Origin of the sequence: Pseudolactococcus chungangensis CAU 28 = DSM 22330 (assembly GCF_002441885.1) — a bacterium.
Classification (GTDB): domain Bacteria; phylum Bacillota; class Bacilli; order Lactobacillales; family Streptococcaceae; genus Pseudolactococcus; species Pseudolactococcus chungangensis.
Genome location: NZ_JXJT01000004.1, coordinates 1 through 26,904 on the forward strand (window position 1 = coordinate 1; position 26,904 = coordinate 26,904).

Below are 26,904 nucleotides of genomic sequence, written 5' to 3' on the forward strand. Positions count from 1 at the left end.
TATTTTATCAGGAGCTGTTCAGGGAACGTTTTTTAATTAACATTTTTATATATTGTATTTTCTTGATTGGTACTCTTATTATGCTGTACCCATTTTATATCAGTAACTTAAATGACTACTTAGATAATATACGTGTGACAGCGTATAAAAAGGAATTACAAGGCATTTATAAATCAAAGCAAGAAGAATTGAAAAAGGAGAATAGTCAATTAGCGACGAGAGGCTTGACACCCTCAGCTGATCCATTTAATGAAAAAAAAGCAACACGTGTCTCTGATGCTTACTATAAAGCCCATCTTCTAGGATCAATTGAAATTCCCAAGATTAATGTTAAGATTCCTTTATTTGATTTGACAAACAATGATTTGTTGGAAATTGGTGCAACGACACTTAATGGGACTTCTTATCCTTTGGGGGGACAAAATACGCATGCAGTGATTTCAGCACATCGTGGTTTGCCTAATCGAGAATTATTTACGGACCTACCTAAATTAGGAAAGGGAGATTTTTTTGTAATAGAAATTTTAGGACGAAAACTCGCCTATAGAGTATTTAAAACAGAGGTTGTAGAACCGGAACAGACGGATATCTTAAAAATAGAACCAGGTAAGGATTTGGTTACATTGCTTACTTGTACCCCTTATATGATCAACTCACATCGCTTGTTAGTGACTGGTAGCCGTATACCTTATACAGAAACGGTCAAAAAAGGGGTAAATAAAAGTAATCAAAATAGAATTATCATTCGATTTTTTATGATAATCGGATTTGCAGATTTCATTTTTCTAATGATATGGTTTTTATACCGTCTAATTCATCATTATTTACTCTCTAAACAAAGGATTGATATTTTGATTAAGATTATTGATGCTAATCATAACCCCTTTACAAAAACCATGACCCTTTATGATAAAAAAGGCAAGAAGGCACTAAAACGACATCAGAGATTTGTGCAACTTTTTCCTGACCCTACAGGGTATTACAAAATTGATAATATTCCGAAAGGATTATACTGTTTAAAAACAGATGATAATTCTCTGATTTTATTGGTTGGACAAAATAAATTGAAAGATCAAACATTATTGATTAAACCTTTTAAACATACTAAGTTATCATTTACAAGAATAGATGAAAATGAGATACAACTTTTAGATGTAACATTCAATAAGGCGTAAACATTCAGTGAGACATCTATCAGAGTCTAAACCCTTAATTGGCAAATTTAGCAAGCAGAGGCTTGCTTTTTTTGATATAATAGAACGATGAAGATTAAAAAAATAAGTTTATTAATCGTGATGATATTAGGCATTGTTTTTGACCAAGTGGTTAAGATAGCCATTGTAAAAAATATTAGACTATCAGAGCAAAAGCCAGTTATTAGGGGTATCTTATCACTGACGCATCTCCAAAATAATGGTGCAGCTTGGTCGATTTTAGAGGGACAGCAGTGGTTCTTTGTCTTGACAACAATACTTGTCTTGGCAGTAGCTACCTGGTTTTGGCTCAAAAATCTGTCGAAAAATTGGTATGCTATTGGGCTGACCTTGATTATTTCAGGTGCCTTGGGTAACTTTATTGACCGAGTACGCCAAGGCTATGTTGTTGATATGTTTCAGTTAGACTTTATCAACTTTCCTATTTTCAATGTAGCAGATATTTTGCTATCAATAGGATTCGTAGTGCTCTTTATTGGTATTTTGATAGAAAAAGATGAAGGTTAAGATAAATTGAAAATAAAAATGAAAGCCCAGTCCGCTGGATTGCGACTTGACAAGGCTATCTCAGACAACTCAGATGTCTCACGGACTCAGGCTAATGATCTGATTAAAGCAGACGCTGTTTTGGTTAATGGGCAAGTCAAAAAAGCTAAGTATAAGGTGCTAGAAAATGATATCGTGTCATTTGATATCCCTGAGCCAGAAGTTCTGTCCTATGAGGCTGAAAATATACCACTTGACATTGTCTATGAAGATGATGATGTCGCAGTGATTAATAAACCTCAGGGTATGGTGGTCCATCCGTCAGCTGGTCATCAAACAGGTACACTCGTTAATGCTCTGATGTATCATATGACGAATTTGTCTAGCATCAATGGTGTGATCAGACCAGGCATTGTGCACCGTATTGATAAGGATACCAGTGGTCTGTTAATGGTCGCTAAAAATGATCAAGCGCATGAATTTCTAGCTGCTCAACTTAAAGAACATACATCGAAACGTCGTTATGTTGCCATTGTCCATGGGAATTTACTCAATGACCGTGGTATGATTGAGGCGCCGATAGGTCGCAATGCCAAGGATCGTAAAAAGCAAGCTGTTATTTCGGGTGGTAAGCCTGCTTTGACGCATTTCGAGGTGTTGGAGCGCTTTGGTGATTTCACTTTGGTGAGTTTGACGCTTGAGACGGGGCGTACGCATCAAATTCGTGTGCATATGGCATATATCGGGCATCCGATCGCTGGAGACCCCTTGTATGGTCCGAAAAATGCATTGAAACCTAATCATGGGCAATTTTTACATGCGCAGATGCTAGGATTTGAGCATCCTACTTCGCATCAGTGGTTAGAGTTCGAACTTGATCCACCGAAATTGTTCCAAGCCACATTAGACAAATTAAGAAAAGACTAACAACTGATACTAAAAATATAAATGCAAAAGGGCATTTTTTTTGGTAAAATAGATATAATCTAATTTTTGCAATAACACAAAAGAAGGAGTTCTACTTTGACAACCACTGATATGCAAGAAATGCAGAAAATCATCGTCCTCGACTACGGTAGCCAGTACAATCAACTGATTACTCGCCGTATTCGTGAGTTTGGTGTCTTTTCTGAGCTGAAAAGCCATAAAATGACCTTGGCTGAAATCAAGGCCTATAATCCTAAAGCTATTATTATCTCGGGTGGTCCTAACTCAGTTTATGAGGCAGACGCTTTTGATATTGACCCAGGTGTTTTCGAGCTTGGCGTTCCCGTTTTGGGCATCTGTTATGGCATGCAGCTTATGACACAAAAACTTGGGGGTAAAGTAGAAGCTAACCCAGGGAATGGGGAATTTGGTGCAACTAAAATTAATCTCGATGCCACATCTAAATTGCTTGAAGGGACACCCGCTGAACAGACAGTTTTGATGAGCCATTCTGATAATGTCACTGTTCTACCAGAAGGTTTTAAAGTTGCCGCTCATACCGTGCAAACACCAATTGCAGCGATTGCAAATGATGAAAAGGGGCTTTACGGCGTTCAATTCCATGCTGAAACAACAATCAGCGAATATGGTCATAACATTATTGAAAATTTCGTTAAAAAAATCGCTAAGGCATCAGGTGACTGGTCAATGGCAGGTTTCGTTGAGCACCAAATCAAAGAAATTCGCGAAAAAGTTGGCGATAAAAAAGTCTTGCTTGGTCTTTCAGGCGGTGTTGACTCATCTGTTGTTGGCGTGCTTTTGCAACGTGCGATTGGCGACCAATTAACGTCTATCTTTGTTGACCATGGCTTACTGCGTAAAGGTGAGGCAGAACAAGTCATGAACGACTTGGGCGGCAAATTCGGCCTTAACATTATTAAAGTAGACAGCAAAGACCGCTTTATGAGCAAACTAGCTGGTGTTTCTGACCCTGAGAAAAAACGTAAAATCATTGGTAATGAATTTATCGAAGTTTTTGACGATGAAGCCTCAAAACTTGACGGTGTTGACTACCTTGCCCAAGGCACGCTTTACACTGATGTCATCGAATCGGGTACAGATACAGCACAAACGATTAAGAGCCACCATAATGTTGGTGGACTGCCTGAGGACATGCAGTTTGAGCTGATTGAGCCCTTGAACAAACTCTTCAAAGATGAAGTTCGTGAACTTGGTGAAGTCCTTGGTATGCCACATGATTTAGTATGGCGTCAACCCTTCCCTGGTCCAGGTCTTGCTATCCGTATCATGGGTGAAATTACAGAGCCACGCCTTGAAAAAGTACGTGACTCAGACTTGATTCTCCGCGAAGAAATCGCTAAAGCAGGTCTTAACGAAAAAATCTGGCAATACTTCACCGTTGATACAGGTGTTAGCTCAGTTGGTGTCACAGGTGATTTTCGTAGCTACGATACAGTTATCGCCATTCGTGCCATTACATCTATCGACGGCATGACCGCAGACTTCGCTGAGATTGACTGGCAAGTCCTCGCGGAAGTTTCTCGTCGCATTACCAATGAAGTCAAAGGTGTTAACCGCGTGGTTTATGATATTACGGCTAAGCCACCTGCTACTGTTGAGTGGGAATGACCCCACAAGTTTGTTTAAAGTGAAAAGCCTTATTTTCAACGTTTTGACGGATTAGAAATATGGATTATTTGTTAAAAATCATATGATTGTATGCCAAAAAGTCTGCTAAGATTAAACCACTATTTATTGTGAATAGTGGTTTTTGTATATAAAAAAAGATATTTGAAATGTGTGGCTTATGATTACCAAGAGGTATAGGAAAAGAAATAATAGAAATATATAGCTAGATAGTTGTATACTAGTTTTGAGTATTATTTTTAAGGGAGATAAAGCATGTATAAGAAATTAGATCGGAGTTGGCCTATAAATGTTCAGGCAATGACTTCTGCAAGTGATACCCTTAAGGAAATTTTAGGGTACCACAACGTTACGCAGAAGGAGTTCGCAAAGCGTATCGGTATCAGCCAACCGCATGTTTCTGACATTCTCAATCGAAAGAAGTTTATGTCGCCTGAGATTGCTATTCGGATTGAGATTGTTACTGGTCTTAACGCTAAACTATTGTTGACGTTGGATTTCAACTATCAATTGGAGCAACTTGAACAAATGAAAAAGGTTGAAAGACCTGAGTTAATCAAATATGATTGGGCTGAAGCATAGCTCATCATTAAAGAAGGAAATGAAGAATTAATCGTGACTTACGACTATATAAAAGTTGATAGAGAAGTTGCAATAGAAGCATCCAAACGTTTGGTTGTTGATAGTATATGGAAAATTGCGAATATCGAGTTGACACGCGGTGTAACGTTCCCACAAACTCAGCAAATCTACGAAGGGCGTTAACCAAAGAATGTTGACGTTGAAACAGTTGTTGTGATTAAAAATCTGAAACATGCTTGGCAATTTTTGTTTGAGAATATTGATTATCCGATCGATTATCAACTCATTTCTGAGTATAATAAGATTGTCGGAGCAGGACACTATTCAAATCCTGGTAAGCTGAAAAGTGAGTTTGTTTTTATTTCTGGTACAAATTATAAGCCAGATATTCCGAATTATGAAAGTGTCAAGGAGGAAATTGAACGAATAAATATCCTTCAAAACCCAATTGATAGAGGGATGGAGATGTTGGCATCGGTTTCCAGAGGACAGTGGTTCAATAATGGTAACAAACGTACAGCTTAAATGATAACAAATCACATTTTGTTGCAAAATAATTGTGCTGTACTGGCGACACCGCTAGATGTTCAAGAGGACTTCACTGATGAATTAATCAGGTTCTACGGAACAAATGATAATCGCTCATTTAAAAAGTTTTTATATGAAACATCAATTGAGATGTTACCGAGTGGCTTAACGCAACCTGTTTTGAAAGAGCTGATTATATCAAAAATAAAAAAGGACTCTGGTTCTGAAAATCAAGAAGAATTTGAGTACCTAGAAGAGTATCCTATTGAGAAGTTAAATAATATATTAAAACTTCATCAAGAAAGAAATGAAGCATAAAAAATAGAAGGCATATAATTGTACTCCATTGGGTGCATCTATATGTCTTTTATTACTGTGACAAGATAGATGGCAAAACCAAAAAAAGAAACATGAAATACATCATACTAGCAGTAGTAGTAGCAATCATCATCTCTTTAAGGGGACAACCGATTACACGTTAAGCTTGGGTGCGAGTACATATCTGACGGACACACCTGCTGGTCAAGGCAACTTGATCTTGTCTGGGCACTCTACGCCATATAAAGGTGTCTTGTTCACGGACATAAACCAAGTCAAAAAAGGTGATGAGATTATCGTAAGAAACGGTTGATAAAAAAGAGTAGGTATATACAGCTGACGAAATTGTCCAAGATGACATCTATTTTATGACGAGAGACGAGGTACCCGAAGATAAAATCCTTCAAAATCCCGTCAAAGGCAAGCAAGCTAAGATAACTTTATTCACTTGTGTCAGCTGGCAAAATAATTAAGAAAGATTATTAGTTGGTGGTCATTTGAAAAGTAGTCTAAAATAATGCCACGGCTGTTTGAGCCGGTAGAGCCTGTTTAATGTTTCGGCGTTAGCTGAAACTCAGACAACATACTACAAAAAATAACTTACCTATTGTCGGTGAATAGGTAAGTTATTTTTTATTAATTGATGTATTTGGAATAATGCTATACAGTCGTACTTTTATCCATAAGTGTCGCAGGCACCACATTTTCGTGGGGAATATAAGATTCCAGTGAATTGATTGCGATTTGCGCCATTAAGGGAATATTTTGGTCAATTGACGTAATCGGATAAATCGCATAATCAGACACTGGAGAATTATCGTAGCCAATGATTTCAACATCTTCTAGCATTTTAAGTCCTTTACGGATACATTCTCTTTGCAGCATATTAGCAATATCATCATTGGAGCAGAAGATGCCTAATTTTTTGCCTACATATTTTTCAAGCAAACTATCCACAATAGCAGACATAGCAGTTGAAGCAATTTTAGAGTAGGGATCAGTTAAATCCTCATTGATAATTGTTTCATGAGGCATGCCTTTGACCGAGAATTCAAAGCCGACAATACGCTTAAATGATGGCCAATTTTCATAGTAGCCATTGTTGATGTGTAGGAATACTTCACAGTTATCTGCTATCAATTTTTCGCCAGCAAGTTTGCCACCAGTATAATTATCGTTATTGATCTGACAGTAGTTGCCACCAGCTCGTTCGATAGAAATAATTGGCACTTCAAGTTGTTCAATCTCTTCAGGACTTAAAATATGACTGAGCAAAATAATCCCTTTGACGCGATAAGATTTCAAGGTGTCAATTAAGCTTAACTCCTCTTCCTTTGTATCGCGTGAGGTGTAAACAATAAAGCTATAATGTTTTTCTTTACCCTGTTGAATGAGTTGATTCATTAATTCTGTGTAAAAACCAAGATGTAATGAAGGGAAAATGATGCCAACAAGATTAGACTTGCCAGTTGCAAGGGTTCTCGCAACATTATCTTGGCTGTAATTAAGTTCTTGAATAGCGGCTTGGATTTTATCTTTTGTTTTGAGGGATAAAAGATTTGGCTTGTTGAAATATCTGGAAACGGTGGTCAATGATACGCCACTTTTTTCAGCAATATCCTTTATTCCCGTTTTATCTATCGTCATGGTCTGTTACCTTTCTGTATTGCTAACAATTGCTATCCTAAAGGATAGCAATTTATAAGTTATACTACTATCATACAATGTCATCAGCAATTTTACAAGATAAAATGAAAATATTTTCATAATAAACATTGAAAATAGTTCAATTTTTGTCATTTTTTCAATCTGATAGAGTTAGTAATTTTATTTTACTCTTGAATAATAGCTGTCAGAACAGTTATATAGCAAATTTTTGAGATGTTTTTGCCAAAATCCTAAAAAATTTTTTGAACATTTTTTGAAATTATTTATGAAACCGCTTGACATTATTTATTTCATATTCTATAATTGGGGTATAAAAGAATTACAAATCATGGAAGAAAGGATAAGATTCAGCACGTCGGTCATCCAACAGTCAATGCAGGAGGAAATAATCATGCTGTAATTAATTATGAGGATATATTTGTAAGCGCATACAAGATCTGGATTATCTTCAGCCATTAGTTAATCTTGAATCGACATAAAAGAAATGGAGCAGAAAAATGAGAAAAATAAGTCTTAAAAAAATTGGTGTACTTGCCTTAGCAACCTTGACAGCTATGAGCGTCTTGACCCTTACAGGATGTGGCAAAAATTCCAGTGGTGAAAAAACTGGTAAAGACAAAAAAATTACCGTCCTTGTAGAGAGTGGTGGACCTGCTGAAACGGTAGCCAAAAGCACAGCTGCGGCATTTAAAGCGAAAACAGGTTATGAAGTCATCGTAGACGCGGTGCCGTATACAGGGATGTATGACAAGGTTTCAACTGAAATCAAGGCAAAGGCAGCAACTCATGATGTCGTCAGTTTAGATGTGCTGTGGCTTTCTGCATTTGAACAAAACTTGCTGCCACTTAACAATCAAGTTGATAAGCAAATCACATCAGATTTCCTACCAACCTTAGAAGCTGGAGGTACTTTAAATCAGAACTTGCTGGGCTTGCCAATGTGGCTCAATAGTAAAGTATTGATTTATAGAAAAGACCTTTTTGCAGACGAAACCAATAAAAGTGCTTTCAAGCAAAAATACGGTCACGATTTGAAAGTTCCAACAACATGGCAAGAATATGAAGAATGTGCCGCATTCTTCACCAAAGATGGGATGTACGGTACCACAGTATTTGGCATGGCTTCTGGTGATACGGTCTGCAGTTTACTTGACCATGCGTCACAAGCAGGTGCGATGCCTCTTGTCCTTGACGATAAAAACAAAGTCTTAATTGATGAAAAACCATATGTTGAGGCCTTACAATACCTAGTTGACCTTTATAAATCTGGAGATGTTCCAGATGAGACCTTATCAGTTGCCTCAACAGAGTCTCAAGAGATGTTCAATAATGGCAAACTCGCCATGCAACTTAATTGGAGTCACCAGTATCCTGCAGCCTATGCCTTAGATAATCAGAATGTTGGTGTAGCACCAATGATTGGTGGTTCTGCTGGTGTTGCTGCAACGACAGGTCCTTGGTATCAAAGCGTTATGAAAAACTCAGCGCATCAAGATGTTGCAGTAGAATATATTAAATTCATGTATGACAATAATGAAAAATATATGACTGAGGGTTCACTTAAAATTGCAGGCCGAACTTCAGTATATGAGAAATATGGCACTGAACCGGGTAATGAGCATTTAAATGCTGTTTTGCAAACACTTGATCATAAATATTCACAAAACAGACCCGCTACCCCTTATTGGACAGAAATTGAAGAAGTGCTCGCTAGTTCGATTCAGTCTGCTCTTTCAGGAAAAGCTACTCCTGAAAAGGCACTCAAAGATGCGAAAACTAAGATAGAGGCTATTGTGGAATAGTTTTAAGGAGAAATATGATGCAGTTAATATCCAGAAAAACAATCCTTGCATTCTTTTTGCCGGGTGCCTTGTTTATGGGACTGTTTATGATTTACCCAATTTTTAAAATGGGCTTAGACAGCTTATTCAATTTCAATCCAAACGGTTTGAGGGAATTTGTTGGATTTGATAATTATATCAAGGCATTTACGAATGAAAGTTTCTTGCAACCCCTTAAAAATACATTATTTTACGTTGTAATCGCAGTTGTCGTGGAATTGATATTGGGGACAGTCCTTGCCCTTGTTTTTGAAGCAAATTTTAAAGGCAATAAAACAATTCGCTCACTGATTCTAACGCCATTGATGATTGCACCTCTTGTGGCAGGACTCATCTGGAAATTGATGCTCAGTTCTCAGTTTGGGATTATTAATCAGTTATTGGTAAATGTGGGAATTTTAAAAAATACCAGTCAAATTCTTTGGCTTGCTGATGAAAAATGGGCCTTGCTTTCCTGTACTTTAGCTGATATTTGGCTGACAACACCCTTTATGATGTTGATGATTCTAGCAGGATTGCAGGGACTAGACGGTGCTATGCTTGAGGCAGCAACCATTGATGGTGCCACTTGGTGGCAGAAGATATTTAGTATCAAATTACCAAATATCAAACCGATTTTACTAACAGCTTTATCTATCAGAATTATTGATGCGGCAAGAACCTTCGATATTGTTTGGGCAATGACACAAGGTGGGCCAAACGGTTCGTCTGAGCTTATTAGTGTCGTGATATATAAGACACTGACCCGTTATAATAAAGTCGGTTACGCCAGCGCAATGGCACTGATACTAATTGTGGTACTTGTTATCTTCACTCTTGTCGCCATGCAAGGGTTATGGAATCCTAAAAAGAAACAAACTGTATAGAAAGGAGTGAATAATGGAGAAGAAAAATAATTTACAGGGAAAACTCATGATAATCATATCGGCAATCTGCGCAGTTATTTGGTTGTTTCCCTATCTGTATCTCATCAGTTCATCATTCAAACCGGGTGCAGAGGTTGTATCCATACCCGCGAAATTTTTTCCCAAAGTGCTATCTGTGGAAAATTTTACAAGTTTGTTTGAGCGGATGCCAGTACTACACTATATTTTCAATAGTTTTTTAGTCGCAATAGTCAGCACACTGATTGCCATCATTTTAGGAGCCTTGTCTGCCTATGCTATTCAACGTTCGGGTGCCAAGCTAGCGAGCTTACTCGTCGTCATTGTGCTCTGCCTGAAAATGATACCGACATCAAGTATTGCCGTTCCCATATATGAACTGATTACAAATCTGGGCTTATATGATACTAAGGTGGCCTTGATTATTGTGTATGCAGCAATCAATATGCCTTTTGTCATGTGGGTGATGCTTGGATTTTATGAAGGGATTCCAGTGACCTTAGATGAAGCAGCTTGTATGGATGGGGCTTCTAGTCTTAAAACCTTTATCTATATCATCCTGCCGATTTGTACGCCAGGACTTGCGACAGCATTTGTATTCACCCTATTCCTGTCTTGGAATGAGTTTCTACTGTCGTTACTCTTGACCAGTACGAGTGCCAAGACATTTACTGTCGGCTTATCTGAGTTTTTATCAGCCTATAGCATGGACTTGGGGCCAATGTGCGCAGGTGCGCTTATCTTTAGCTTACCAGTAATGGTCCTGTCAATTGTGGCACAAAAATTCATTGTAAAAGGGATTACTGCTGGGGCAGTTAAAGGTTAATGGGAGTGAAGTATATGACTAATAATAATGTTTATGATGTAACAAAATGGCCGATAGGCAATCCCTATACTGATATTGGGGAAGTCATCAATAGCATGATTGCGGATATTAAAAGTAGACAGGCAAACACAGATGTAAACGATGGCGGAAAACCTGGTGCGGTAATCTATCTGCCGCCTGGTGATTATCATCTGATCACTCAAGCGGTGATTGACATCAGTTACTTAAAAATCGAGGGTTCTGGACATGGCTTTACGTCGTCAAGTATTCGTTTCAATGTTCCTGAAAATGAATGTGCAGATTTGCATGAATTATGGCCCGGAGGCAGTCGGATTCTGAATGATTTACCAGTTGCAATAGATGGTGCAGAAGAAGCAGGTGCGGCGATTTTGGTCAGACGCGAGGGCGACCCTCGTATCAGTTCGGTAGAATTTGCTGGTTTTTGTATTGACGGTCTGCATTTTGTAGACGACGGCTCAGGAGAACCCAATCCAGAAAATACTTATGTCAATGGTAAAACAGGGATTTATATTGCGAGTGCTTGTGATTCTTTCAGGATAACAGGCATGGGATTGATTTATTTAGAACATGGTCTCACGATTTATCATGCGGATGCCTTAACCGTTCATGATAATTTCATTGCTGAATGTGGGAATTGTCTTGAGTTGCGAGGTTGGGGACAAGCTTCAAAAGTAACCGATAATTTGATGGGTGCTGGTTTTAAAGGCTATTCAATTTATGCACAGAATTTTGGTGGCCTTCTGATTACCGCAAATAATATTTTTCCACGAGGGGCAAGCAGTATCCATTTTGAAGGCGTAACACGCTCTCTTGTGACTAACAATCGCCTTCATGCTTTTTATCCAGGTATGGTAGTGCTAGAGAAAAACAGTTCGGAAAACTTGATTACTGCTAATCATTTTTTACATGATCATGAACCTTGGGCACCCTTGCAAGAAAAGAACAACGGCTTAGATGATTTATATGGCTTGCTTTATATCAGTGGTGATCACAATTCTATCATTGGCAACCACTTTTCGGAAATTATTGATGCACAATATATCCGACCACTCGGTGCAAAACCGACTATCATTCATCTTGTTTCAGGTAGTGAAAACTATATTGCTAACAACCATGCCGTTGCAACAGCATCACATGCCAAGATAAGTGATTCTTGCTATGCTGCCCAAGTAGATGCTTTATTGACGACAGAAGTTACCAGCTCACTAGCTGTTACAACAGTCTTGATAGAAAAAGAATCAATTAAAAATACAGTTCTTGATTCTGGAAGCGATGAACAGGTTATGATGGATAAGAGTGTCAATGCTTTTAGACCTACGCCGCAAGTATAAGTACTATAAAATATCATAACAAAACATAGAAAGGTTGTAATAACTATGGAAATTAGTACTGAGCAAAAAAAGTTGACACAAGCAAATGCTTATATTGCTAAAAATAGCGTTGCTGTGGTCAAAAGCCCATCACGTTTACACTATCACTTTATGCCACCAATTGGCTGGATGAACGACCCAAATGGCTTAGTTTATTTCAACCATGAGTATCATTTGTTTTATCAATATGATCCTTACGGAGTTGAATGGGGACCGATGCACTGGGGGCATGCTAAGAGTAAAGATGCCGTGCATTGGGAATATTTGCCTGTTGCCTTAGTACCATCTGAAGACTATGAATTTTCTGAAATAGAACGCGGTCATGGTTGTTTTTCCGGTAGTGCCGTCGTTAGAGATAAGCAATTGATCTTGATGTATACAGGAAATGTTGATGGTAGGCATCCCAAACAAACACAAAATATTGCCATCTCTTCTGATGGTCTACATTTTGAAAAATGTCATGAAAATCCTGTTATCGCTTCTTTTCCAGAAGAAGGGACAGAAGATTTTAGAGATCCTAAAGTTTGGGAAGAAAATGGTCAGTACTACGCCGTTATCGGCACTAAAAAGGAGGGGCTAGGGAAGGCTGCCTTATATCGGTCACAAAATCTAGTGAACTGGAATTATCTAGGTATCTGTGCTCAGAGTAATGGTGAGCAGGGAGATATGTGGGAATGCCCAGATTTGTTTAAGGTGGATGACCAAGATATTTTGCTTGTGTCTCCGATGTATGGATTGAAAAATAGTAGTCCCCTTGCGATTTCAGGTATTTTTGATTCTGAAACAGGAAAATTTGTACAAGATGCTTACGATTTTATTGATTACGGTCATGATTTTTATGCCCCACAGACTTTAATTGACGATCAAAACCGCAGAATTATGATTGGCTGGATGAATATCTGGTTTGCAGAAATGCCAGAGAAAAAAGATGGCTGGGTAGGTGCTATGACAGTCTCCAGAAAATTAAGCTATCAGAACAACCAGTTATATCAATATCCCGTGAAAGAAATAGAGGAGCTTCGTTATGACGGCGTAAGCACGTCAGAGATAATGATTTCAAATCAAAATGACTTTTCAACTCAGCTTCATGAAGCTGCTGATATTGAAATTGAGATTGATTTGGAAAAATCTAAGGCTGAGGTCTTTAGTATTTATTTGAAAGCTTCTGAAACAGTTGATGAATATATTGAACTTCTTGTAGATCTTACAAAAGGTAAGCTGACATGTATTCGTGAAAAATCTGGGGCAGGAGAAAAAACTGGATCCACTGCACCATTTAATCATGAACTTGCGAAATTGAAATTGAGAATTTTAGTAGATACCAATTCAATTGAGCTATTCATTAATGACGGGCAACAGGTAATGACAAACAGGGTCTATCCACTTGGGGAAGATAATCTATTTAAGATTATTTCAGAGCAAGCCCTTTATCTCTCACAATTAAACTATTGGAAAATGAAAACAATCTGGAAGGGAAAGTGAATCCAATGTTATTTGGCAGTATTGAAGCAGGTGGTACAAAATTTGTTTGCTCGGTGGGAAATGAACAATTTGAAGTTAAAAATTCAATCAGTTTTCCGACAACAACACCTAAAAAAACGTTGCAACAAGCGATTGATTATTTTAAGCAGTATGATGTCGCAGCGATTGGGGTTGGGTCATTTGGTCCGATTGACGTTTTTCAAGGCTCTAAAACTTACGGTTACGTGATGGCAACCCCTAAACCCTATTGGTCTAATATGGATATGATTGGTTTCTTGAAAGCCCAATTAGATGTGCCTATGTACTTTACAACAGATGTTAATGCCTCGGCTTATGGTGAGACGCTTGCGCAAGATATTCAAAATTTGGTCTATTTCACAATTGGCACAGGTATAGGTGCTGGCGCTATTCAGCAAGGTCAATTTATCGGTGGCATTTCTCATGCAGAAATGGGACACCAATTTGTTAAACGTCATCCACAAGATTTAGATTTCAAAGGTATCTGCCCCTTTCACGGGGATTGCTTGGAAGGTCTTGCGGCAGGCCCCAGTTTAGAAGCACGAACTGGCAAACGTGGTGAAAATATAGCATCGGATTCGGAAATTTGGAATATTCAAGCTTATTATATTGCACAGGCTGCGATTTCAGCAACGCTCACTTTAGCACCAGAAAAAATCATTTTCGGTGGCGGTGTTATGTCCCATGACCACATGATTGCTCGTGTTCGTAAGTTTTTCAAGGTATTGCTAAATGATTATATCCCGACACCACCGCTTGAAGATTATCTCCAGCTGACATCAATCGCTAACAACGGTTCAGCGACATTAGGCAATTTTGCCTTGGCATTAGAAGCCTTAAGATCAGTCTAGATGAAAACGCCCTAGGAATCATGTTGTAGGGCGTTTTTAGTTGAAGAAGATGATTTTTATTTTTGTACATGTGAGTGTTCATCAAAAATGTTAGAGTGACTCTAACAGCAGAAAAGTGACTGATGTGAGCAAATCAAAAGACAATCAAAAAATTTGGGGCGGTATGATGCAGTCATATGAAGAATTAGTTGAGCTAGGTTTAAATGGACTTGAACCGTTAAAAATAATTTTGAAAGGTTATGTGGCAGACAGTCTAGGGGGGGCTCTGGTGTTTGCATCGTCTGATAAAGAAAAAGCGAAAGCAGAGTTAGAACGACATATACTCGGTTCGCTATAAAACAAGAACACAACTTTTGAGCTATTTTTTATCACTTCTAGTCAACGGCTAAGCGATAGTCCAGCGACTAAGATTTTTTTCAAAAATCAAGTCTACTGTACATAGCGTGGCACATAATGCGCTAAAGCGCAAAGTGCCAACGCCAAATCGCTAAGCCACGTTGTCATTAGTTCTTCCATAAGTCGCGAACCGCGACTTGCTTGGATTTTATGTTATTTTCCCTATGCCGTTTACTACAAATTCAAATGCAACGTATTTGGAAATTATGATGAGTAATTGGTACCCCTTAGGACTTTTCTTGACAATCACAATCATGCTACTCGGAAAATTAATTGTCTTTATTCAAAGAAGAAGTTCGACCTCTATCTAGACTATCAACAGAGACTAGAGCTTGATAGTCAATAATTTCATCTTCCTCAATCCTAAACACACTATTTCCATGCTATAATAGACCTATCAAAATCCTATCAGGAAAGAAGACAAGCATGCAAGAAAATAAATATCTTTCTTTATTAGCTGAAAAGTATGAAACCAAGGACAAGGTTGCGAGTGAGTTGATTAACTTGGAGGCTATCCTTAATTTGCCTAAAGGGACTGAGTTGTATATCAGTGATATTCATGCCGAATATAAAGCGTTTAACCACATCATTCGGACAGGTGCAGGAAATATTAAGGAAAAAATTGATGAGATTTTTGTCGATGAAGCGCCAGAGGAAATGGAGCGTTTGGCGATGCTCATTGCCTATCCGACGGATATGTTGCAACGTAAGCCAAAGGATTTGGAGGCAGCCAATGAGTGGTCGAGTCAAACGATTAATCGTCTGATCAAGCTGTTACGTTTTCTGGGGACTAAATACTCTCGTTCTAAAGTTCGTAAGGCGGTTAACGAAGATTTCCGTTATTTTACGGAAGAATTAATGCTCAGTTTAGAGACGAATCAATCTGAGAAAGCAGATTATTATCAGCAAATCATTAAGCGTTTGATTGAGCTGAATCAGGCGGATAAATTTATCCGCAGTTTGTGTATGACGATTCAGCAGTTGACGGTTGACCATCTGCATGTGGTTGGAGACGTCTTTGACCGTGGTGCGGGCGCGGATAAGGTGATGGACCGTCTCATTCAGTTTCATAACGTGGATTTTCAGTGGGGCAACCATGATGTGCTGTGGATGGGGGCTTATGCTGGGAATATGGCGAGTCTTGCAACGCTACTCAGAATTGCGGTGAAATATAACTATCTTTATGAGTTAGAAACTGCCTATTCTCTGAACTTGCGGCCATTATTCTTGTTTGCTGAGGAACATTATGAACTGAATCCAGCTTTCAAACCGACAGCAAGACCGGACGATGAGTTGCTAGGCGTCGAAAATCAAGCACGCTTGACGAAAGTGCATCAGGCTTTGACCATGATTCAGTTCAAGCTAGAGGGGCAAATCATCGCGCGCCGGCCTGAGTTTGAAATGGCAGACCGTAATTTATTAGAACAGATTGACTTTGCGCACAAAACCATTACCTTAAATGACAAAGAATATCCACTTGAGAACACATGCTTTCAAACCGTCTCACAGGCTCATCCTAATGAGTTAACTGAAAGCGAGGCCTACGTCATGGCTGCTATCTTGTCGTCCCTACAAAAATCCGAAAAATTCCAGCGCCATATGCAGTTTCTAGTCGAAAAAGGCTCTGCCTACCTTGTTTATAACCGTCATTTGCTGTACCATGGTTGCATTCCTTTGAAAAGGGATGGCACTTTTTTAGCGATGAGGATTGGCGGTAATCTTTATTCAGGGAGAGCATTGCTTGATAAATTTGAAGAGCATATTAGGCGTGGGATTCGCCATACTGAGATTTATGATGATTACTCGACTGATTTGATGTGGTACGCCTGGGCTGGTAAATGTTCACCTTTATTCGGCCGCTCGTCCATGACAACATTTGAGCGCTATTTTATAGCAGATAAGCGCACGCATAAGGAAGGCGAAAATCCCTATTTTGCCTATCGAGAAAGACCAGAAACGATAGAGATGATTTTGGCAGAATTTGGCTTGAATGACCCACAATCAGTTGTCATTAACGGGCATACACCAGTCAAAGTCGCAAGTGGCGAAAGTCCAATCAAAGCCAATGGGAAACTCATGGTGATAGATGGCGGTATGAGTAAAGCCTATCAGAAAACGACAGGTATCGCAGGTTACTCGCTTTTAAATGACTCCTATGGTTTTAAAATCGTGACACACGCGCCTTTCACCTCTATTGAAGAAATTTTGGCTAAGGGTAAAGGCAACGAATCCTTAAAATATTTCTTAGAAGAAAAACCCAAACGTCGTTTGATTAAAGACACAACCATTGGTGATAAATTACGCGCTGATATTGTCGACCTGACAGATTTGATGGCTTATATGCCGTAATGATGAAGAGAAGTAAGCGTAAAGCTTGCTTTTTTTGTATTTGATTTCATCATTAAAATACAGTGATGAAAGGTGATAATTAAGGTTTTTAATCATTCAGTACAGTCAATCAAAAATATAGACAAGCAATTTGAACTCATAGTCAACAACTCATTAATGTCGGCATTTCTGAGGCAAATATGATGGGGGTTGCGAGTGGCTTCAGTTTAACTGGACATATTCCTTTCTGTCATACCTTTGCACCTTTTGCGACACGACGTGCCTTTGACCAACTATTCATTTCAGGTGGCTATGCGCAGACGACAATTAATATTTTCGGATCTGACCCAGGATTTGCTGTCGGACCAAATGGTGGCACACATACATCATGGGAAGATGTCGCCTTGATGCGTATGATTCCAAACAGTATCGTTTGTGACCCCACAGATGGCATCCAGCTCGCTTGGCTGATTCGCGAATTGGCAGATAAAGCAGGTATTCATTATATTCGTGCCAATCGTAAAGCTGTTCGCGAGGTTTATGAAACAGATGCAAGGTTTGAATTGGGTAAAGGCAATATCCTCAAACAAGGGAGACATATCGCTTTATTTGCATCAGGACAACTCATCAGTGAAACGTTAGATATTGCAGAAGAATTAGCATTAAAAGGGGCTGATGTAACGGTCGTAGATATGTTTACGATTAAACCACTTGATAACAATTTAGTTATTGAACTTTCTAAAACGCATGACTTGATCATTAGTATTGAAAATCATTCAGTCACAGGCGGTCTTGGAAGTGCAATTGCTGATGTCATAGCAGAAGCCGGTCTTAATGCTAAACTGTTAAAAATTGGCGTTAACGAAAGGTTTGGTCAAGTTGGTAGTCCTGACTACTTACAAGATGAATTTGGTCTATCAAAGACAAAATCCAAGCAAAAATTTTAGACTTTATAGATAAAGTTTAAAAAAATTTTTCACAATATTATCAATTTCCGAACGATAAACGTATATTTTGTAAAGATATACGTTTTTTTGCTATCAAAAACCATTAAAAATCGTTAAAATTAACTTATCAACTAATATTTAAGGAGTGAGACATTGACAAAACGAGCACTAATCAGCGTAAGTGATAAAACAGGTATTGTAGCATTTGCCGAAAAACTACGGGAACTGGGTTGGGAAATTATCTCAACTGGCGGCACGAAAACAGCGCTAGATGCTGCAGGTGTTGCAACCATTGCTATTGATGACGTAACAGGTTTCCCGGAGATGATGGATGGGCGCGTGAAAACCTTGCACCCTAAAATTCATGGTGGCCTTTTGGCACGCCGCGACCTCGATACACACGTTTCAGCCATGAAAAATCACGACATCTCGCCGATTGACCTTGTTGTTGTCAACCTCTATCCTTTCAAAGAAACGATTCTCAAACCAGATGTAACCTATGCTGATGCAGTTGAAAACATCGATATTGGTGGTCCCTCAATGCTACGCTCTGCTGCGAAAAACCATGCTAGCGTAACGGTTGTTGTTGACCCGACCGACTATGATATCGTTCTGACAGAGTTTGCTGAAAATGGTGATACGACTTATGAAACGCGTCAAAAATTAGCAGCGAAAGTCTTCCGTCACACAGCTGCTTATGATGCCTTGATTGCAGAATATTTCACAGCGCAAGTTGGCGTTGATAAGCCAGAAAAATTAACCTTGACTTACGACCTAAAACAGCCTATGCGTTATGGCGAAAATCCACAACAAAATGCTGATTTTTACGAATCAGCATTGCCGACGGACTACTCAATTGCTCAAGCCAAACAACTTAACGGTAAGGAACTGTCCTTTAATAATATCCGTGATGCCGATGCAGCGATTCGCATCATTCGTGACTTTACAGCGCCGACTGTTGTCGCTTTGAAACATATGAATCCTTGTGGTATTGGAACCGCTGAGACGATTGAAAAAGCTTGGGACTATGCTTATGAAGCAGACCCAGTTTCAATTTTTGGTGGGATTGTTGTCCTCAATCGTGAAGTTGATGCTGCAACTGCTGAAAAAATGCATCCGATTTTCCTTGAAATTATTATCGCACCTAGCTATTCTGATTCAGCCTTAGCTATCTTGACTAATAAGAAGAAAAATTTGCGGATTCTAGCTTTGAATTTTGAGCAACAAAAAGTGTCTGAAAGTCAAAAAGAAGTTACTGGTGTTTTAGGCGGTTTACTTGTTCAAGACCAAGATACGACAGTTGAACTACAAGACAGTTGGGAAATTGTGACCAAACGTCAACCTACAGCAGTAGAAATTGAGGCACTTGAGTTTGCTTGGCGCTCTGTCAAATATGTTAAATCTAACGGTATTATCATTACAAACAATCACCAAACTTTAGGCGTTGGACCTGGTCAGACTAACCGCGTTGCCTCTGTTAAAATTGCCATTGAACAGGCAGCAGACCGACTTGATGGTGCCGTCCTTGCCTCAGATGCTTTCTTCCCCTTTGCAGATAATGTCGAAGAAATTGCCAAAGCAGGAATCAAAGCGATTATCCAACCCGGTGGTTCGGTACGTGACCAAGATGCGATTGACGAGGCAGATAAACACGGTATTGCCATGGTCTTCACGGGAGCACGGCATTTCCGTCATTAAGATAAACCTTTATAATTGAATCAAAAAATCAGAAGCAATTACTGTTTCTGATTTTTTTTATTCAGTTGCCATCTATTTATTCGCAAAAACGCAAAGAAAACGTTTACATTTCAAAAGTGTTCTGCTATACTATAAATATCAAACGATTGACAAAAATCAAAAGGAGAAAATATGCCAATTCAAAACAAAGTCATGTTGATTACTTATGCTGATAGTCTTGGAAAAAATCTAAAAGACCTTCAAAAAATTCTTGCGGAAGATTTAAAAGGTGCGATTGGTGGTGTTCACTTGTTGCCTTTCTTTCCCTCTACAGGTGATAGGGGGTTTGCGCCCCAAGATTATCGACAAGTCGATAGCGCTTTTGGTAATTGGCAAGATGTCGAAGCCATTGGTGAAGATTATTATTTAATGTTTGATTTTATGATTAATCATTTATCGCGTCAGAGTCCTGAATTTATTGATTTTAAAGAAAAGAAAGAGGCATCTGAATTTGCCAATCTCTTCTTACGCAATCAAAATTTCTGGCCTGAAAATCGACCAACTCAAGCAGATATTGATTTAATCTATAAACGTAAAGATAAAGCACCTTTCCAAGAGGTGAGCTTTAGAGATGGTACGACTGAGTTAGTATGGAATACTTTTGGAGAAGAGCAAATTGACCTTGATGTGACTCAAAATGTGACACGAAAATTCATCAAAGAAACCTTGGAACAGTTGATTGACCATGGATGTGATATTGTACGTCTAGACGCCTTTGCTTATGCGATTAAGAAATTAGATACCAATGATTTCTTTGTTGAGCCAGAAATTTGGGACTTGTTAAACGATGTCAGAAAAATCACTATAGCAAAGGGGTGTGAAATTCTACCAGAAATTCATGAACATTATAGCATTCAACATAAAATTGCTGACCATGATTTTTATATTTATGATTTCGCCTTGCCAATGGTTAGTCTTTATACGCTCTATTCTGGTCAAACTAAGCAACTTGCTAAATGGTTAAAGATGTCGCCAATGAAACAATTTACAACCCTTGATACGCATGATGGGATTGGTGTTGTTGATGCCAAGGATATTCTCACAGATGAAGAGACCTCATATACTTCTGAGGAACTGTACAAGGTCGGTGCCAACGTCAAGAAAATATTCTCATCGGAAGCCTATAATAACTTGGATATTTATCAAATTAATTCAACTTACTATTCAGCTTTAGGTGACAATGATGATGCTTACTTGCTAGCGCGTGCTTTCCAAGTTTTTGCACCAGGCATTCCTCAAGTATACTACGTTGGTCTATTAGCAGGGCAAAACGACCTTGACTTGCTTGAGTCTTCAAAGGAAGGCCGCAATATTAACCGACATTATTATGAAGTAGATGAAGTTAAAACAGAACTTAAACGTCCTGTTGTTCAAAAATTGCTGAATTTACTGAAATTCCGAAATACGACACAAGCTTTTGACCTTGATGGCGGTATTGAAATTGAAACGCCAAGTGAGACTGACATCGTCATCACTCGTTTTGATGCAGCTAGGGAAAGTGTCGCTGTTTTAACGGCTAATGCCAAATCCTACACTTTTGAAATCACGCTGAATGGCGAAAAGATGACACTTTTATGATATAATTTAAGGGTTAGCAAGTGGCTAAAATGCTTACATGATAGATGTCTATTGATGTAAAACAAATTGGGAATGAGGGTTTGACATGACAGTTTTGATTTTAGGGGGTGCAGGATATATCGGTAGCCATGCAACGGATGAATTTCTTGCGCGTGGTTATGATGTTGCAGTTGTTGATAATTTGTCGACTGGTCATCGTGCAGCGGTAGCAGATAAGGCTAGATTTTATGAGGGGGACATTCGGGACAAAGCCTTTTTGTCGGCTGTTTTTACCAAGGAAAAAAATATCGAAGGTGTGATGCACTTCTGTGCCTATTCTTTAGTGGGTGAGTCTATGACAAAACCGCTCATGTATTTCGAAAACAATGTCGGTGGTGCGATGACACTACTTGAAGTGATGCAAAACTTTGAGGTTAAACATATTGTTTTCTCAAGTACGGCAGCAACATTTGGTATTCCAGAAGAGATGCCGATCACGGAAAAAACACCTCAAAAACCAATCAATCCTTATGGTGAAAGCAAACTCATCATGGAAAAAATGATGGCTTGGCAAGCTGCTGCGACTAGTATGACTTATGTTGCCCTACGTTATTTCAATGTTGCTGGAGCCAAACATGACGGTTCTATTGGAGAAGCACATAAAAACGAAACACATTTGATTCCGATTATCTTGCAAGTTGCCCTCGGTCAACGCGACAAAATCATGATTTATGGCGATGATTACAAGACTGAAGATGGCACTTGTGTTCGTGATTATATTGGCATGACAGATTTAATTGATGCGCATATTAAGGCACTTGAATACCTGAAATCAGGCGGTCAATCCGATGCCTTTAATTTAGGGACAAAAACAGGTTATTCAAACCTACAAGTTCTAGAGACAGCACGTCAAGTGACTGGCCATGCTATCCCAGCTGAAATGGGTTCACGTCGAGTTGGTGACCCAGATGCTTTGGTGGCAGATAGCAGTAAAGCACAAGAAATCCTCGCTTGGACACCTACAGAAAAACTAGCAGACATCATCCAAAATGCTTGGACATGGCATCAGAAACATCCGAATGGGTATGAAGATTGATAGTAATTTGAAAACACGCGCAGTTAGCGTGTTTTTGTTTGGCATTTTTTAGAACTACTCAAATTTAAATCGGATAGTCTTTTGAGTCGTTCAAAAAATAATCTTTTTTCTTGACAAAATGAACAGGCACCTGTATAATTATTTTTACAAAGGTACCTGTTTAATTTCAACAGGAAATAAAAAGAAAAGAGAACGCTTATGATGGACACTAATGAAATCGCAATCCAAGTCAAGGGACTAACTAAAATTTTCAAAGGTAAAAAAGCTGTTGATCATGTCGACTTGACGATTCAAAAAGGTGAAGTATTCGCCATTTTGGGTCCGAACGGTGCGGGCAAGACAACGACAGTCCGCATGATGTCAACCCTACTCAAAGCTGACGGGGGCACAATCGAAATTTTCGGTCACGATGCTCGAAAAGAAGCAGCAGAAGTCAGAAAGCATATCGGTTTGACTGGGCAATATGCCTCAGTTGACGAAGATTTAACAGCTTGGGAAAACTTGATGATTTTTACTGCGCTAAATGGTTTGAACAAGCAAGAAGCGAAAGCAAAAGCAACACAGCTACTAGAAGATTTTACCTTGCTAGAGGCTAAGGACAACCAAATCAGAAATTTTTCAGGTGGTATGCGTCGTCGTCTAGATTTAGCGGTCAGTCTCATCGCCAATCCGCCACTAGTTTTCCTTGATGAACCGACAACGGGACTTGACCCTAGGACACGTGAACAAATGTGGGATGTGATTCGTGAGATGATAGCGAAAGGGACAACAGTCTTACTTACGACGCAATATTTGGAAGAAGCTGATCAATTGGCTGACCATATTGCCTTGATTGATAAAGGAAAACTTGTCATTGAGGGAACACCAGATGAACTCAAACGTGAAGTTGGCGAGTTGAAATTCATTGTCAAATTTGATGGCAATGCGACAAATGCAGGGATTGCATTAATCAAAGAAGTTTTTGACCGGTCATCAGAACTTGTCATAAATGGCAATGAAATACAGGTACCTGTAGAGAATACGCTGCAAATTTCTGATTTCTTTGTCAAAGCAGAGCAAAGAAAAATCGAAATCAAAGTATTTTCAATGCAAAAACCAACACTTGATGATGTCTTCTTTAAGTTAACCGAAGAAAATAAATAAAAGGACGAAAAAAATGAAAAATACACTTAAACGCTTGACTAAAGCATGTCGTGATACACTGACTTTTGCGAAACGTAGTCTACTTAAAATCTATCACAACCCAGAAAAACTTTTTGATGTGACCTTTACTCCAGTCCTGTTTACCCTGATGTTCGCCTATCTCTTTGGCGGTGCGATAGCAGGAGATATGAAAAATTACTTGTCGACTTTGATTCCGGGTATTCTCGTCCAAAGCCTACTGACAGCGACATCAGCAACAGGCGTACAAATGCGAGAAGATATTGAAAAAGGCGTGTTCGATCGATTTAAATCCTTACCCATCGCACGTATTACACCACTTGCAGGACCACTTGTTGCTGACCTTGTACGTTATCTGCTATGTACGGGCTTTGTCATCGTAACTGGACTTATCCTAGGCTGGCATATCGGTGGTAGCTTTGTCGCCGTCATCCTTGCCATCATTCTCGCTGTCTTTTTTAGCTGGTCAATCAGTTGGATTTTTGCCTTTATTGGGCAAGTTATCACAAGTTCAGCAGCGATTACAGGCATCTCCATGACTGTGATGATGCTTTTGACCTTCCTCTCAAATGCCTTTATACCAGTTAAAACCTTGCCAAAATTTTTACAAGCTTTCGTCAATCTCAATCCAGTTAGCCATTTTGTAACGGCACTTCGCGACTTGCTCAATAATGGCGCTATTCACTCAAATTTTTGGCTACTTTTAGGCTTAAGTCTTGTCATTGTTGTCATCTTTGCCCCATTGACAACTATCAAATATAGCAAAACCATCTGATATTTTGATATAATAATGGTACACATAAACTGAGGTAAATCATGGCTAATATATCAAAAGAATTATACGACAATTTGGGAAAATTGCTACGCTTTTTTCGACAACCCTTCCCACCGGGCGGCCCCGGCGGCAGAAGAGGTGCTGAAAACAATGCGCAAACGCGCGTGCTTCAATTTTTGAGTGCCAGTGGTGCCGCTAAAACAACAGGCGAAATCGCTGAAAAACTCGAAATTCGCCAGCAATCCGCCTCAGAACTCGTCAGCAAATTAGAGAAAAAAGCCTTGGTCGAAAAGACCAAAGATGCCAAGGACAAGCGTGTGACCCTGGTCACTATGACTGAATTAGGACGTGAGGCCGCAGAAAAGTTCACCATGCAAGACAATGATTTCTATGGTCAATTTTTCGATGTTTTGACTGACGACGAACAAGTCGAACTGAATCGTCTTGTCCAAAAACTCTTTGACGGCAAATTTGACCAATATACGCCAAATCGCAAAGAAGGCTTTGTCGCAGCAGTCAAGAGACGCGAACAACTGAAACGTGATTTACGAAAAAAAAGAGACTTTTAAACGCATTCTCGAAAGTATCAAAATAGACAAACCGCACGTTGTTCGTTTTGAGAACAACGTGCGGTTTGTCTATTTTATTATTGGAAAATGATGCTGGATACTTCAATCTTGTTCAGCCCATTCACGACTAAAGAAGTAGTCATTTAAGTGATAATTAGGCGTTGGCTGCTTGTTTGTGAGAAAAGGATTCACAGCCTTATCAAAGGCTAGCCAACCGTTCCATCCTAAATGAATGGTGTCTTGCATAAAGTAAGGCTCATTACCACATTTAGACAAGTCAGCAACTTGATTAAATCCTTGTGAGCTAAGTTGATAGCGAATTTTATCCACTGTTTTAGCGTACATTTCTTGTCCTAAACCTGTATAGGCTTGCCATTTTTCATTGACTGGTGGGATAACAAACATCACATCAGTATGATCTTTAGCAAATTCACTTAAAATCAGTTGAAAATCATTGTATTCAGGCGAATGTAGATAGGAAAAGTTAGTTTGACTATTCTTGAGTTGGTTAAGTCTATGCTTAATCTGTTGATAATAGAAACTATTCAGAATACCGAATTGATTATTATTCGTATGTTCCTCACCAAGACGTTTGGCTTTCGTTTGCAAGACTTCTAAATTATAAGGCTGTGGCAGTTTGGCAGCACGAGGTTTCACCTTATCTTGGTAATTATCTCCAAATTGCATGCCCGCAAAAAGATTGTCTTCACGGCTAGCCAAACGTTGTGCTAATTTTATTTGCCATTTATCAAATGTCGTTAGACGTTTGCCATCAGCAATTTTTTTCATAAATCGACTAATGGGACTTTCGGGAGCTAAAGCTAGAAAACGTTTAGCAGCATACTTATCTTCTGCAGAACCAGTCGATTGTTTTAAGAAACTGTACCCCTGATCGCTAGCGTAGTAGTAATTAAAAGCACCAGGAACTTGTCCTTCTTTAACAAACCACTGAGGTGAAATAACGAAAACAGCTTGTTTACCTTCCAATTGCGGCTTAATTTGTTGCAATCCAAAATAGTGGGTCAATGATTCAGCACCCTTTAAGCCGAGTAAAAATGGCGTATAGTCTCGCTTATAAGCCTCTGATAAGATAGAAGGATGCATCTCATCCAGACGGCGCCATTCACTTGAACCGAAAAAAGGAACGAACCGATGATTAGGATCAGAAAGTGCCTCTTTTTTCAAAGCAGCATTTTTGAAAACTATCGGTGTCAAAGCGGTCGCTGCACGCTTTTCATCAGATAAATGATGTGATTTTCTTTCAGGTGCAAGTAGAAGTAAGGCGAATAAACCGACAAAGGCAACGAGAAGTGGACCAAAAATGAACCAAAGTCGTTTAAGCATTTTGTAAATCCTTTACGCCTTGCACAATTTTATTGCCAGTATTCCAGTCATCACGCCCCATATCAGAGACTGGAATTTTGATGTTGAATTTACTCTCTAGCTCAATCACAAGTTCGACAGTACCCATTGAGTCTAATACGCCCGCATCAAATAAATCCTCGTCCATCATGTCAGAAATATCTTCCATAAATAAGTTATCAATTAATTCGATTACTGTTGTTTGAATATCCATTTTTAAATTCTCCTATAAGTTATTAAGTCAAGTTATGACGTTATTGCATGAAAAATATTGCAATAGAGTAGTGCTTAA

The 26,904-nt window shown here is 39.0% G+C and carries 27 protein-coding genes; 24 read left to right on the top strand and 3 right to left on the bottom strand.

The annotated features are described in order from the left end of the window. From RR45_RS02820 to RR45_RS11595, 9 genes are all read left to right on the top strand, one after another. Positions 1-1,175, top strand: a 1,175-nt coding sequence (locus RR45_RS02820; RefSeq protein WP_342351803.1) for a class C sortase, incomplete at its 5' end; no start/stop codon positions are given. A 93-nt stretch (positions 1,176-1,268) separates the two neighbouring features. Next, complete coding sequence (gene lspA, locus RR45_RS02825; protein WP_031365627.1) at positions 1,269-1,721, top strand: signal peptidase II; 453 nt, start codon at positions 1,269-1,271, stop codon at positions 1,719-1,721. 12 nt (positions 1,722-1,733) lie between these two features. Beyond that, entirely contained in the window at positions 1,734-2,627 is an 894-nt protein-coding gene (locus RR45_RS02830) for an RluA family pseudouridine synthase (RefSeq protein ID WP_031365626.1), read from the top strand. A gap of 111 nt (positions 2,628-2,738) precedes the next feature. Further along, positions 2,739-4,277: a glutamine-hydrolyzing GMP synthase gene (guaA, locus tag RR45_RS02835; protein WP_031365625.1), complete on the top strand. Its 1,539-nt coding sequence runs from the start codon at positions 2,739-2,741 to the stop codon at positions 4,275-4,277. Between the two features lie 273 nt (positions 4,278-4,550). After that, positions 4,551-4,877: a helix-turn-helix transcriptional regulator gene (locus RR45_RS02840; RefSeq protein ID WP_031365624.1), complete on the top strand. Its 327-nt coding sequence runs from the start codon at positions 4,551-4,553 to the stop codon at positions 4,875-4,877. A 33-nt stretch (positions 4,878-4,910) separates the two neighbouring features. After that, complete coding sequence (locus RR45_RS11140; protein WP_167362555.1) at positions 4,911-5,060, top strand: hypothetical protein; 150 nt, start codon at positions 4,911-4,913, stop codon at positions 5,058-5,060. 30 nt (positions 5,061-5,090) lie between these two features. After that, on the top strand, positions 5,091-5,402 hold the full coding sequence (locus RR45_RS02845) for a hypothetical protein (protein ID WP_072353416.1): 312 nt from the start codon (positions 5,091-5,093) through the stop codon (positions 5,400-5,402). Between the two features lie 18 nt (positions 5,403-5,420). Continuing rightward, the gene (locus RR45_RS02850; RefSeq protein ID WP_143188706.1) at positions 5,421-5,723 is read left to right on the top strand and encodes a hypothetical protein; all 303 of its coding nucleotides are present in this window, start codon (positions 5,421-5,423) and stop codon (positions 5,721-5,723) included. Positions 5,724-5,820: 97 nt separating this feature from the next. Then, complete coding sequence (locus RR45_RS11595) at positions 5,821-6,036, top strand: sortase domain-containing protein (protein WP_084463355.1); 216 nt, start codon at positions 5,821-5,823, stop codon at positions 6,034-6,036. 347 nt (positions 6,037-6,383) lie between these two features. Here RR45_RS11595 and RR45_RS02860 read toward each other — a convergent pair whose 3' ends face one another. After that, entirely contained in the window at positions 6,384-7,370 is a 987-nt protein-coding gene (locus RR45_RS02860) for a LacI family DNA-binding transcriptional regulator (protein WP_244148275.1), read from the bottom strand. Between the two features lie 518 nt (positions 7,371-7,888). Between RR45_RS02860 and RR45_RS02865 the strand changes: the two genes are divergently transcribed. From RR45_RS02865 to RR45_RS02935, 15 genes are all read left to right on the top strand, one after another. Then, positions 7,889-9,193, top strand: a complete 1,305-nt coding sequence (locus RR45_RS02865; protein WP_031365622.1) for a sugar ABC transporter substrate-binding protein — start codon at positions 7,889-7,891, stop codon at positions 9,191-9,193. A gap of 14 nt (positions 9,194-9,207) precedes the next feature. Next, positions 9,208-10,098 (top strand): carbohydrate ABC transporter permease, encoded by an 891-nt coding sequence (locus tag RR45_RS02870; RefSeq protein ID WP_244148276.1) that lies wholly within the window; start codon positions 9,208-9,210, stop codon positions 10,096-10,098. Between the two features lie 13 nt (positions 10,099-10,111). Next, positions 10,112-10,942 carry a carbohydrate ABC transporter permease gene (locus RR45_RS02875; RefSeq protein WP_031365620.1) on the top strand — a complete coding sequence of 277 codons (831 nt, stop codon included), beginning with the start codon at positions 10,112-10,114 and terminating at the stop codon, positions 10,940-10,942. A gap of 14 nt (positions 10,943-10,956) precedes the next feature. Beyond that, positions 10,957-12,294, top strand: a complete 1,338-nt coding sequence (locus RR45_RS02880; RefSeq protein WP_031365619.1) for a NosD domain-containing protein — start codon at positions 10,957-10,959, stop codon at positions 12,292-12,294. Positions 12,295-12,339: 45 nt separating this feature from the next. Then, positions 12,340-13,815 (top strand): glycoside hydrolase family 32 protein, encoded by a 1,476-nt coding sequence (locus RR45_RS02885; protein WP_031365618.1) that lies wholly within the window; start codon positions 12,340-12,342, stop codon positions 13,813-13,815. Between the two features lie 5 nt (positions 13,816-13,820). Further along, complete coding sequence (gene scrK, locus RR45_RS02890; RefSeq protein ID WP_031365617.1) at positions 13,821-14,684, top strand: fructokinase ScrK; 864 nt, start codon at positions 13,821-13,823, stop codon at positions 14,682-14,684. 124 nt (positions 14,685-14,808) lie between these two features. Further along, complete coding sequence (locus tag RR45_RS02895; protein WP_031365616.1) at positions 14,809-15,021, top strand: hypothetical protein; 213 nt, start codon at positions 14,809-14,811, stop codon at positions 15,019-15,021. A 485-nt stretch (positions 15,022-15,506) separates the two neighbouring features. Then, complete coding sequence (locus tag RR45_RS02900; RefSeq protein WP_031365615.1) at positions 15,507-17,429, top strand: fructose-bisphosphatase class III; 1,923 nt, start codon at positions 15,507-15,509, stop codon at positions 17,427-17,429. A 152-nt stretch (positions 17,430-17,581) separates the two neighbouring features. Beyond that, on the top strand, positions 17,582-18,355 hold the full coding sequence (locus RR45_RS02905) for a transketolase family protein (RefSeq protein WP_279625288.1): 774 nt from the start codon (positions 17,582-17,584) through the stop codon (positions 18,353-18,355). 153 nt (positions 18,356-18,508) lie between these two features. Further along, complete coding sequence (gene purH, locus RR45_RS02910; protein ID WP_031365613.1) at positions 18,509-20,053, top strand: bifunctional phosphoribosylaminoimidazolecarboxamide formyltransferase/IMP cyclohydrolase; 1,545 nt, start codon at positions 18,509-18,511, stop codon at positions 20,051-20,053. Between the two features lie 171 nt (positions 20,054-20,224). Continuing rightward, on the top strand, positions 20,225-21,670 hold the full coding sequence (gene gtfA / locus RR45_RS02915; protein WP_031365612.1) for a sucrose phosphorylase: 1,446 nt from the start codon (positions 20,225-20,227) through the stop codon (positions 21,668-21,670). Positions 21,671-21,755: 85 nt separating this feature from the next. After that, positions 21,756-22,745 carry a UDP-glucose 4-epimerase GalE gene (gene galE / locus RR45_RS02920; RefSeq protein ID WP_031365611.1) on the top strand — a complete coding sequence of 330 codons (990 nt, stop codon included), beginning with the start codon at positions 21,756-21,758 and terminating at the stop codon, positions 22,743-22,745. A gap of 198 nt (positions 22,746-22,943) precedes the next feature. Further along, positions 22,944-23,888, top strand: a complete 945-nt coding sequence (locus tag RR45_RS02925) for an ATP-binding cassette domain-containing protein (protein WP_031365610.1) — start codon at positions 22,944-22,946, stop codon at positions 23,886-23,888. A 13-nt stretch (positions 23,889-23,901) separates the two neighbouring features. Then, positions 23,902-24,681: an ABC transporter permease gene (locus tag RR45_RS02930; RefSeq protein ID WP_031365609.1), complete on the top strand. Its 780-nt coding sequence runs from the start codon at positions 23,902-23,904 to the stop codon at positions 24,679-24,681. Between the two features lie 41 nt (positions 24,682-24,722). Beyond that, positions 24,723-25,250: a MarR family winged helix-turn-helix transcriptional regulator gene (locus tag RR45_RS02935; protein WP_072353419.1), complete on the top strand. Its 528-nt coding sequence runs from the start codon at positions 24,723-24,725 to the stop codon at positions 25,248-25,250. Between the two features lie 102 nt (positions 25,251-25,352). Here RR45_RS02935 and dltD read toward each other — a convergent pair whose 3' ends face one another. Together dltD and dltC are read right to left on the bottom strand one after the other, a co-directional pair. After that, positions 25,353-26,594 carry a D-alanyl-lipoteichoic acid biosynthesis protein DltD gene (gene dltD, locus RR45_RS02940; protein ID WP_031365607.1) on the bottom strand — a complete coding sequence of 414 codons (1,242 nt, stop codon included), beginning with the start codon at positions 26,592-26,594 and terminating at the stop codon, positions 25,353-25,355. After that, positions 26,587-26,826, bottom strand: coding sequence for a D-alanine--poly(phosphoribitol) ligase subunit DltC (gene dltC / locus RR45_RS02945; protein WP_031365606.1), 240 nt, complete (start codon positions 26,824-26,826; stop codon positions 26,587-26,589). The genes dltD and dltC overlap by 8 nt, the downstream gene beginning before the upstream one ends. Between the last annotated feature and the right edge of the window lie 78 nt (positions 26,827-26,904).

Bases quoted from the DNA above. Each gene is read 5' to 3' on its own strand.
- RR45_RS02865 (WP_031365622.1), top strand. From the start codon at position 7,889: ATGAGAAAAATAAGTCTTAAAAAAATTGGTGTACTTGCCTTAGCAACC.
- RR45_RS02900 (WP_031365615.1), top strand. From the start codon at position 15,507: ATGCAAGAAAATAAATATCTTTCTTTATTAGCTGAAAAGTATGAAACC.
- RR45_RS02840 (WP_031365624.1), top strand. From the start codon at position 4,551: ATGTATAAGAAATTAGATCGGAGTTGGCCTATAAATGTTCAGGCAATG.
- guaA (WP_031365625.1), top strand. From the start codon at position 2,739: ATGCAAGAAATGCAGAAAATCATCGTCCTCGACTACGGTAGCCAGTAC.
- RR45_RS02885 (WP_031365618.1), top strand. From the start codon at position 12,340: ATGGAAATTAGTACTGAGCAAAAAAAGTTGACACAAGCAAATGCTTAT.
- RR45_RS02930 (WP_031365609.1), top strand. From the start codon at position 23,902: ATGAAAAATACACTTAAACGCTTGACTAAAGCATGTCGTGATACACTG.
- dltC (WP_031365606.1), bottom strand. From the start codon at position 26,826: ATGGATATTCAAACAACAGTAATCGAATTAATTGATAACTTATTTATG.
- RR45_RS02860 (WP_244148275.1), bottom strand. From the start codon at position 7,370: ATGACGATAGATAAAACGGGAATAAAGGATATTGCTGAAAAAAGTGGC.
- gtfA (WP_031365612.1), top strand. From the start codon at position 20,225: ATGCCAATTCAAAACAAAGTCATGTTGATTACTTATGCTGATAGTCTT.
- RR45_RS02925 (WP_031365610.1), top strand. From the start codon at position 22,944: ATGATGGACACTAATGAAATCGCAATCCAAGTCAAGGGACTAACTAAA.
- RR45_RS02880 (WP_031365619.1), top strand. From the start codon at position 10,957: ATGACTAATAATAATGTTTATGATGTAACAAAATGGCCGATAGGCAAT.
- RR45_RS02870 (WP_244148276.1), top strand. From the start codon at position 9,208: ATGATGCAGTTAATATCCAGAAAAACAATCCTTGCATTCTTTTTGCCG.
- galE (WP_031365611.1), top strand. From the start codon at position 21,756: ATGACAGTTTTGATTTTAGGGGGTGCAGGATATATCGGTAGCCATGCA.
- scrK (WP_031365617.1), top strand. From the start codon at position 13,821: ATGTTATTTGGCAGTATTGAAGCAGGTGGTACAAAATTTGTTTGCTCG.
- dltD (WP_031365607.1), bottom strand. From the start codon at position 26,594: ATGCTTAAACGACTTTGGTTCATTTTTGGTCCACTTCTCGTTGCCTTT.
- RR45_RS02935 (WP_072353419.1), top strand. From the start codon at position 24,723: ATGGCTAATATATCAAAAGAATTATACGACAATTTGGGAAAATTGCTA.
- RR45_RS02875 (WP_031365620.1), top strand. From the start codon at position 10,112: ATGGAGAAGAAAAATAATTTACAGGGAAAACTCATGATAATCATATCG.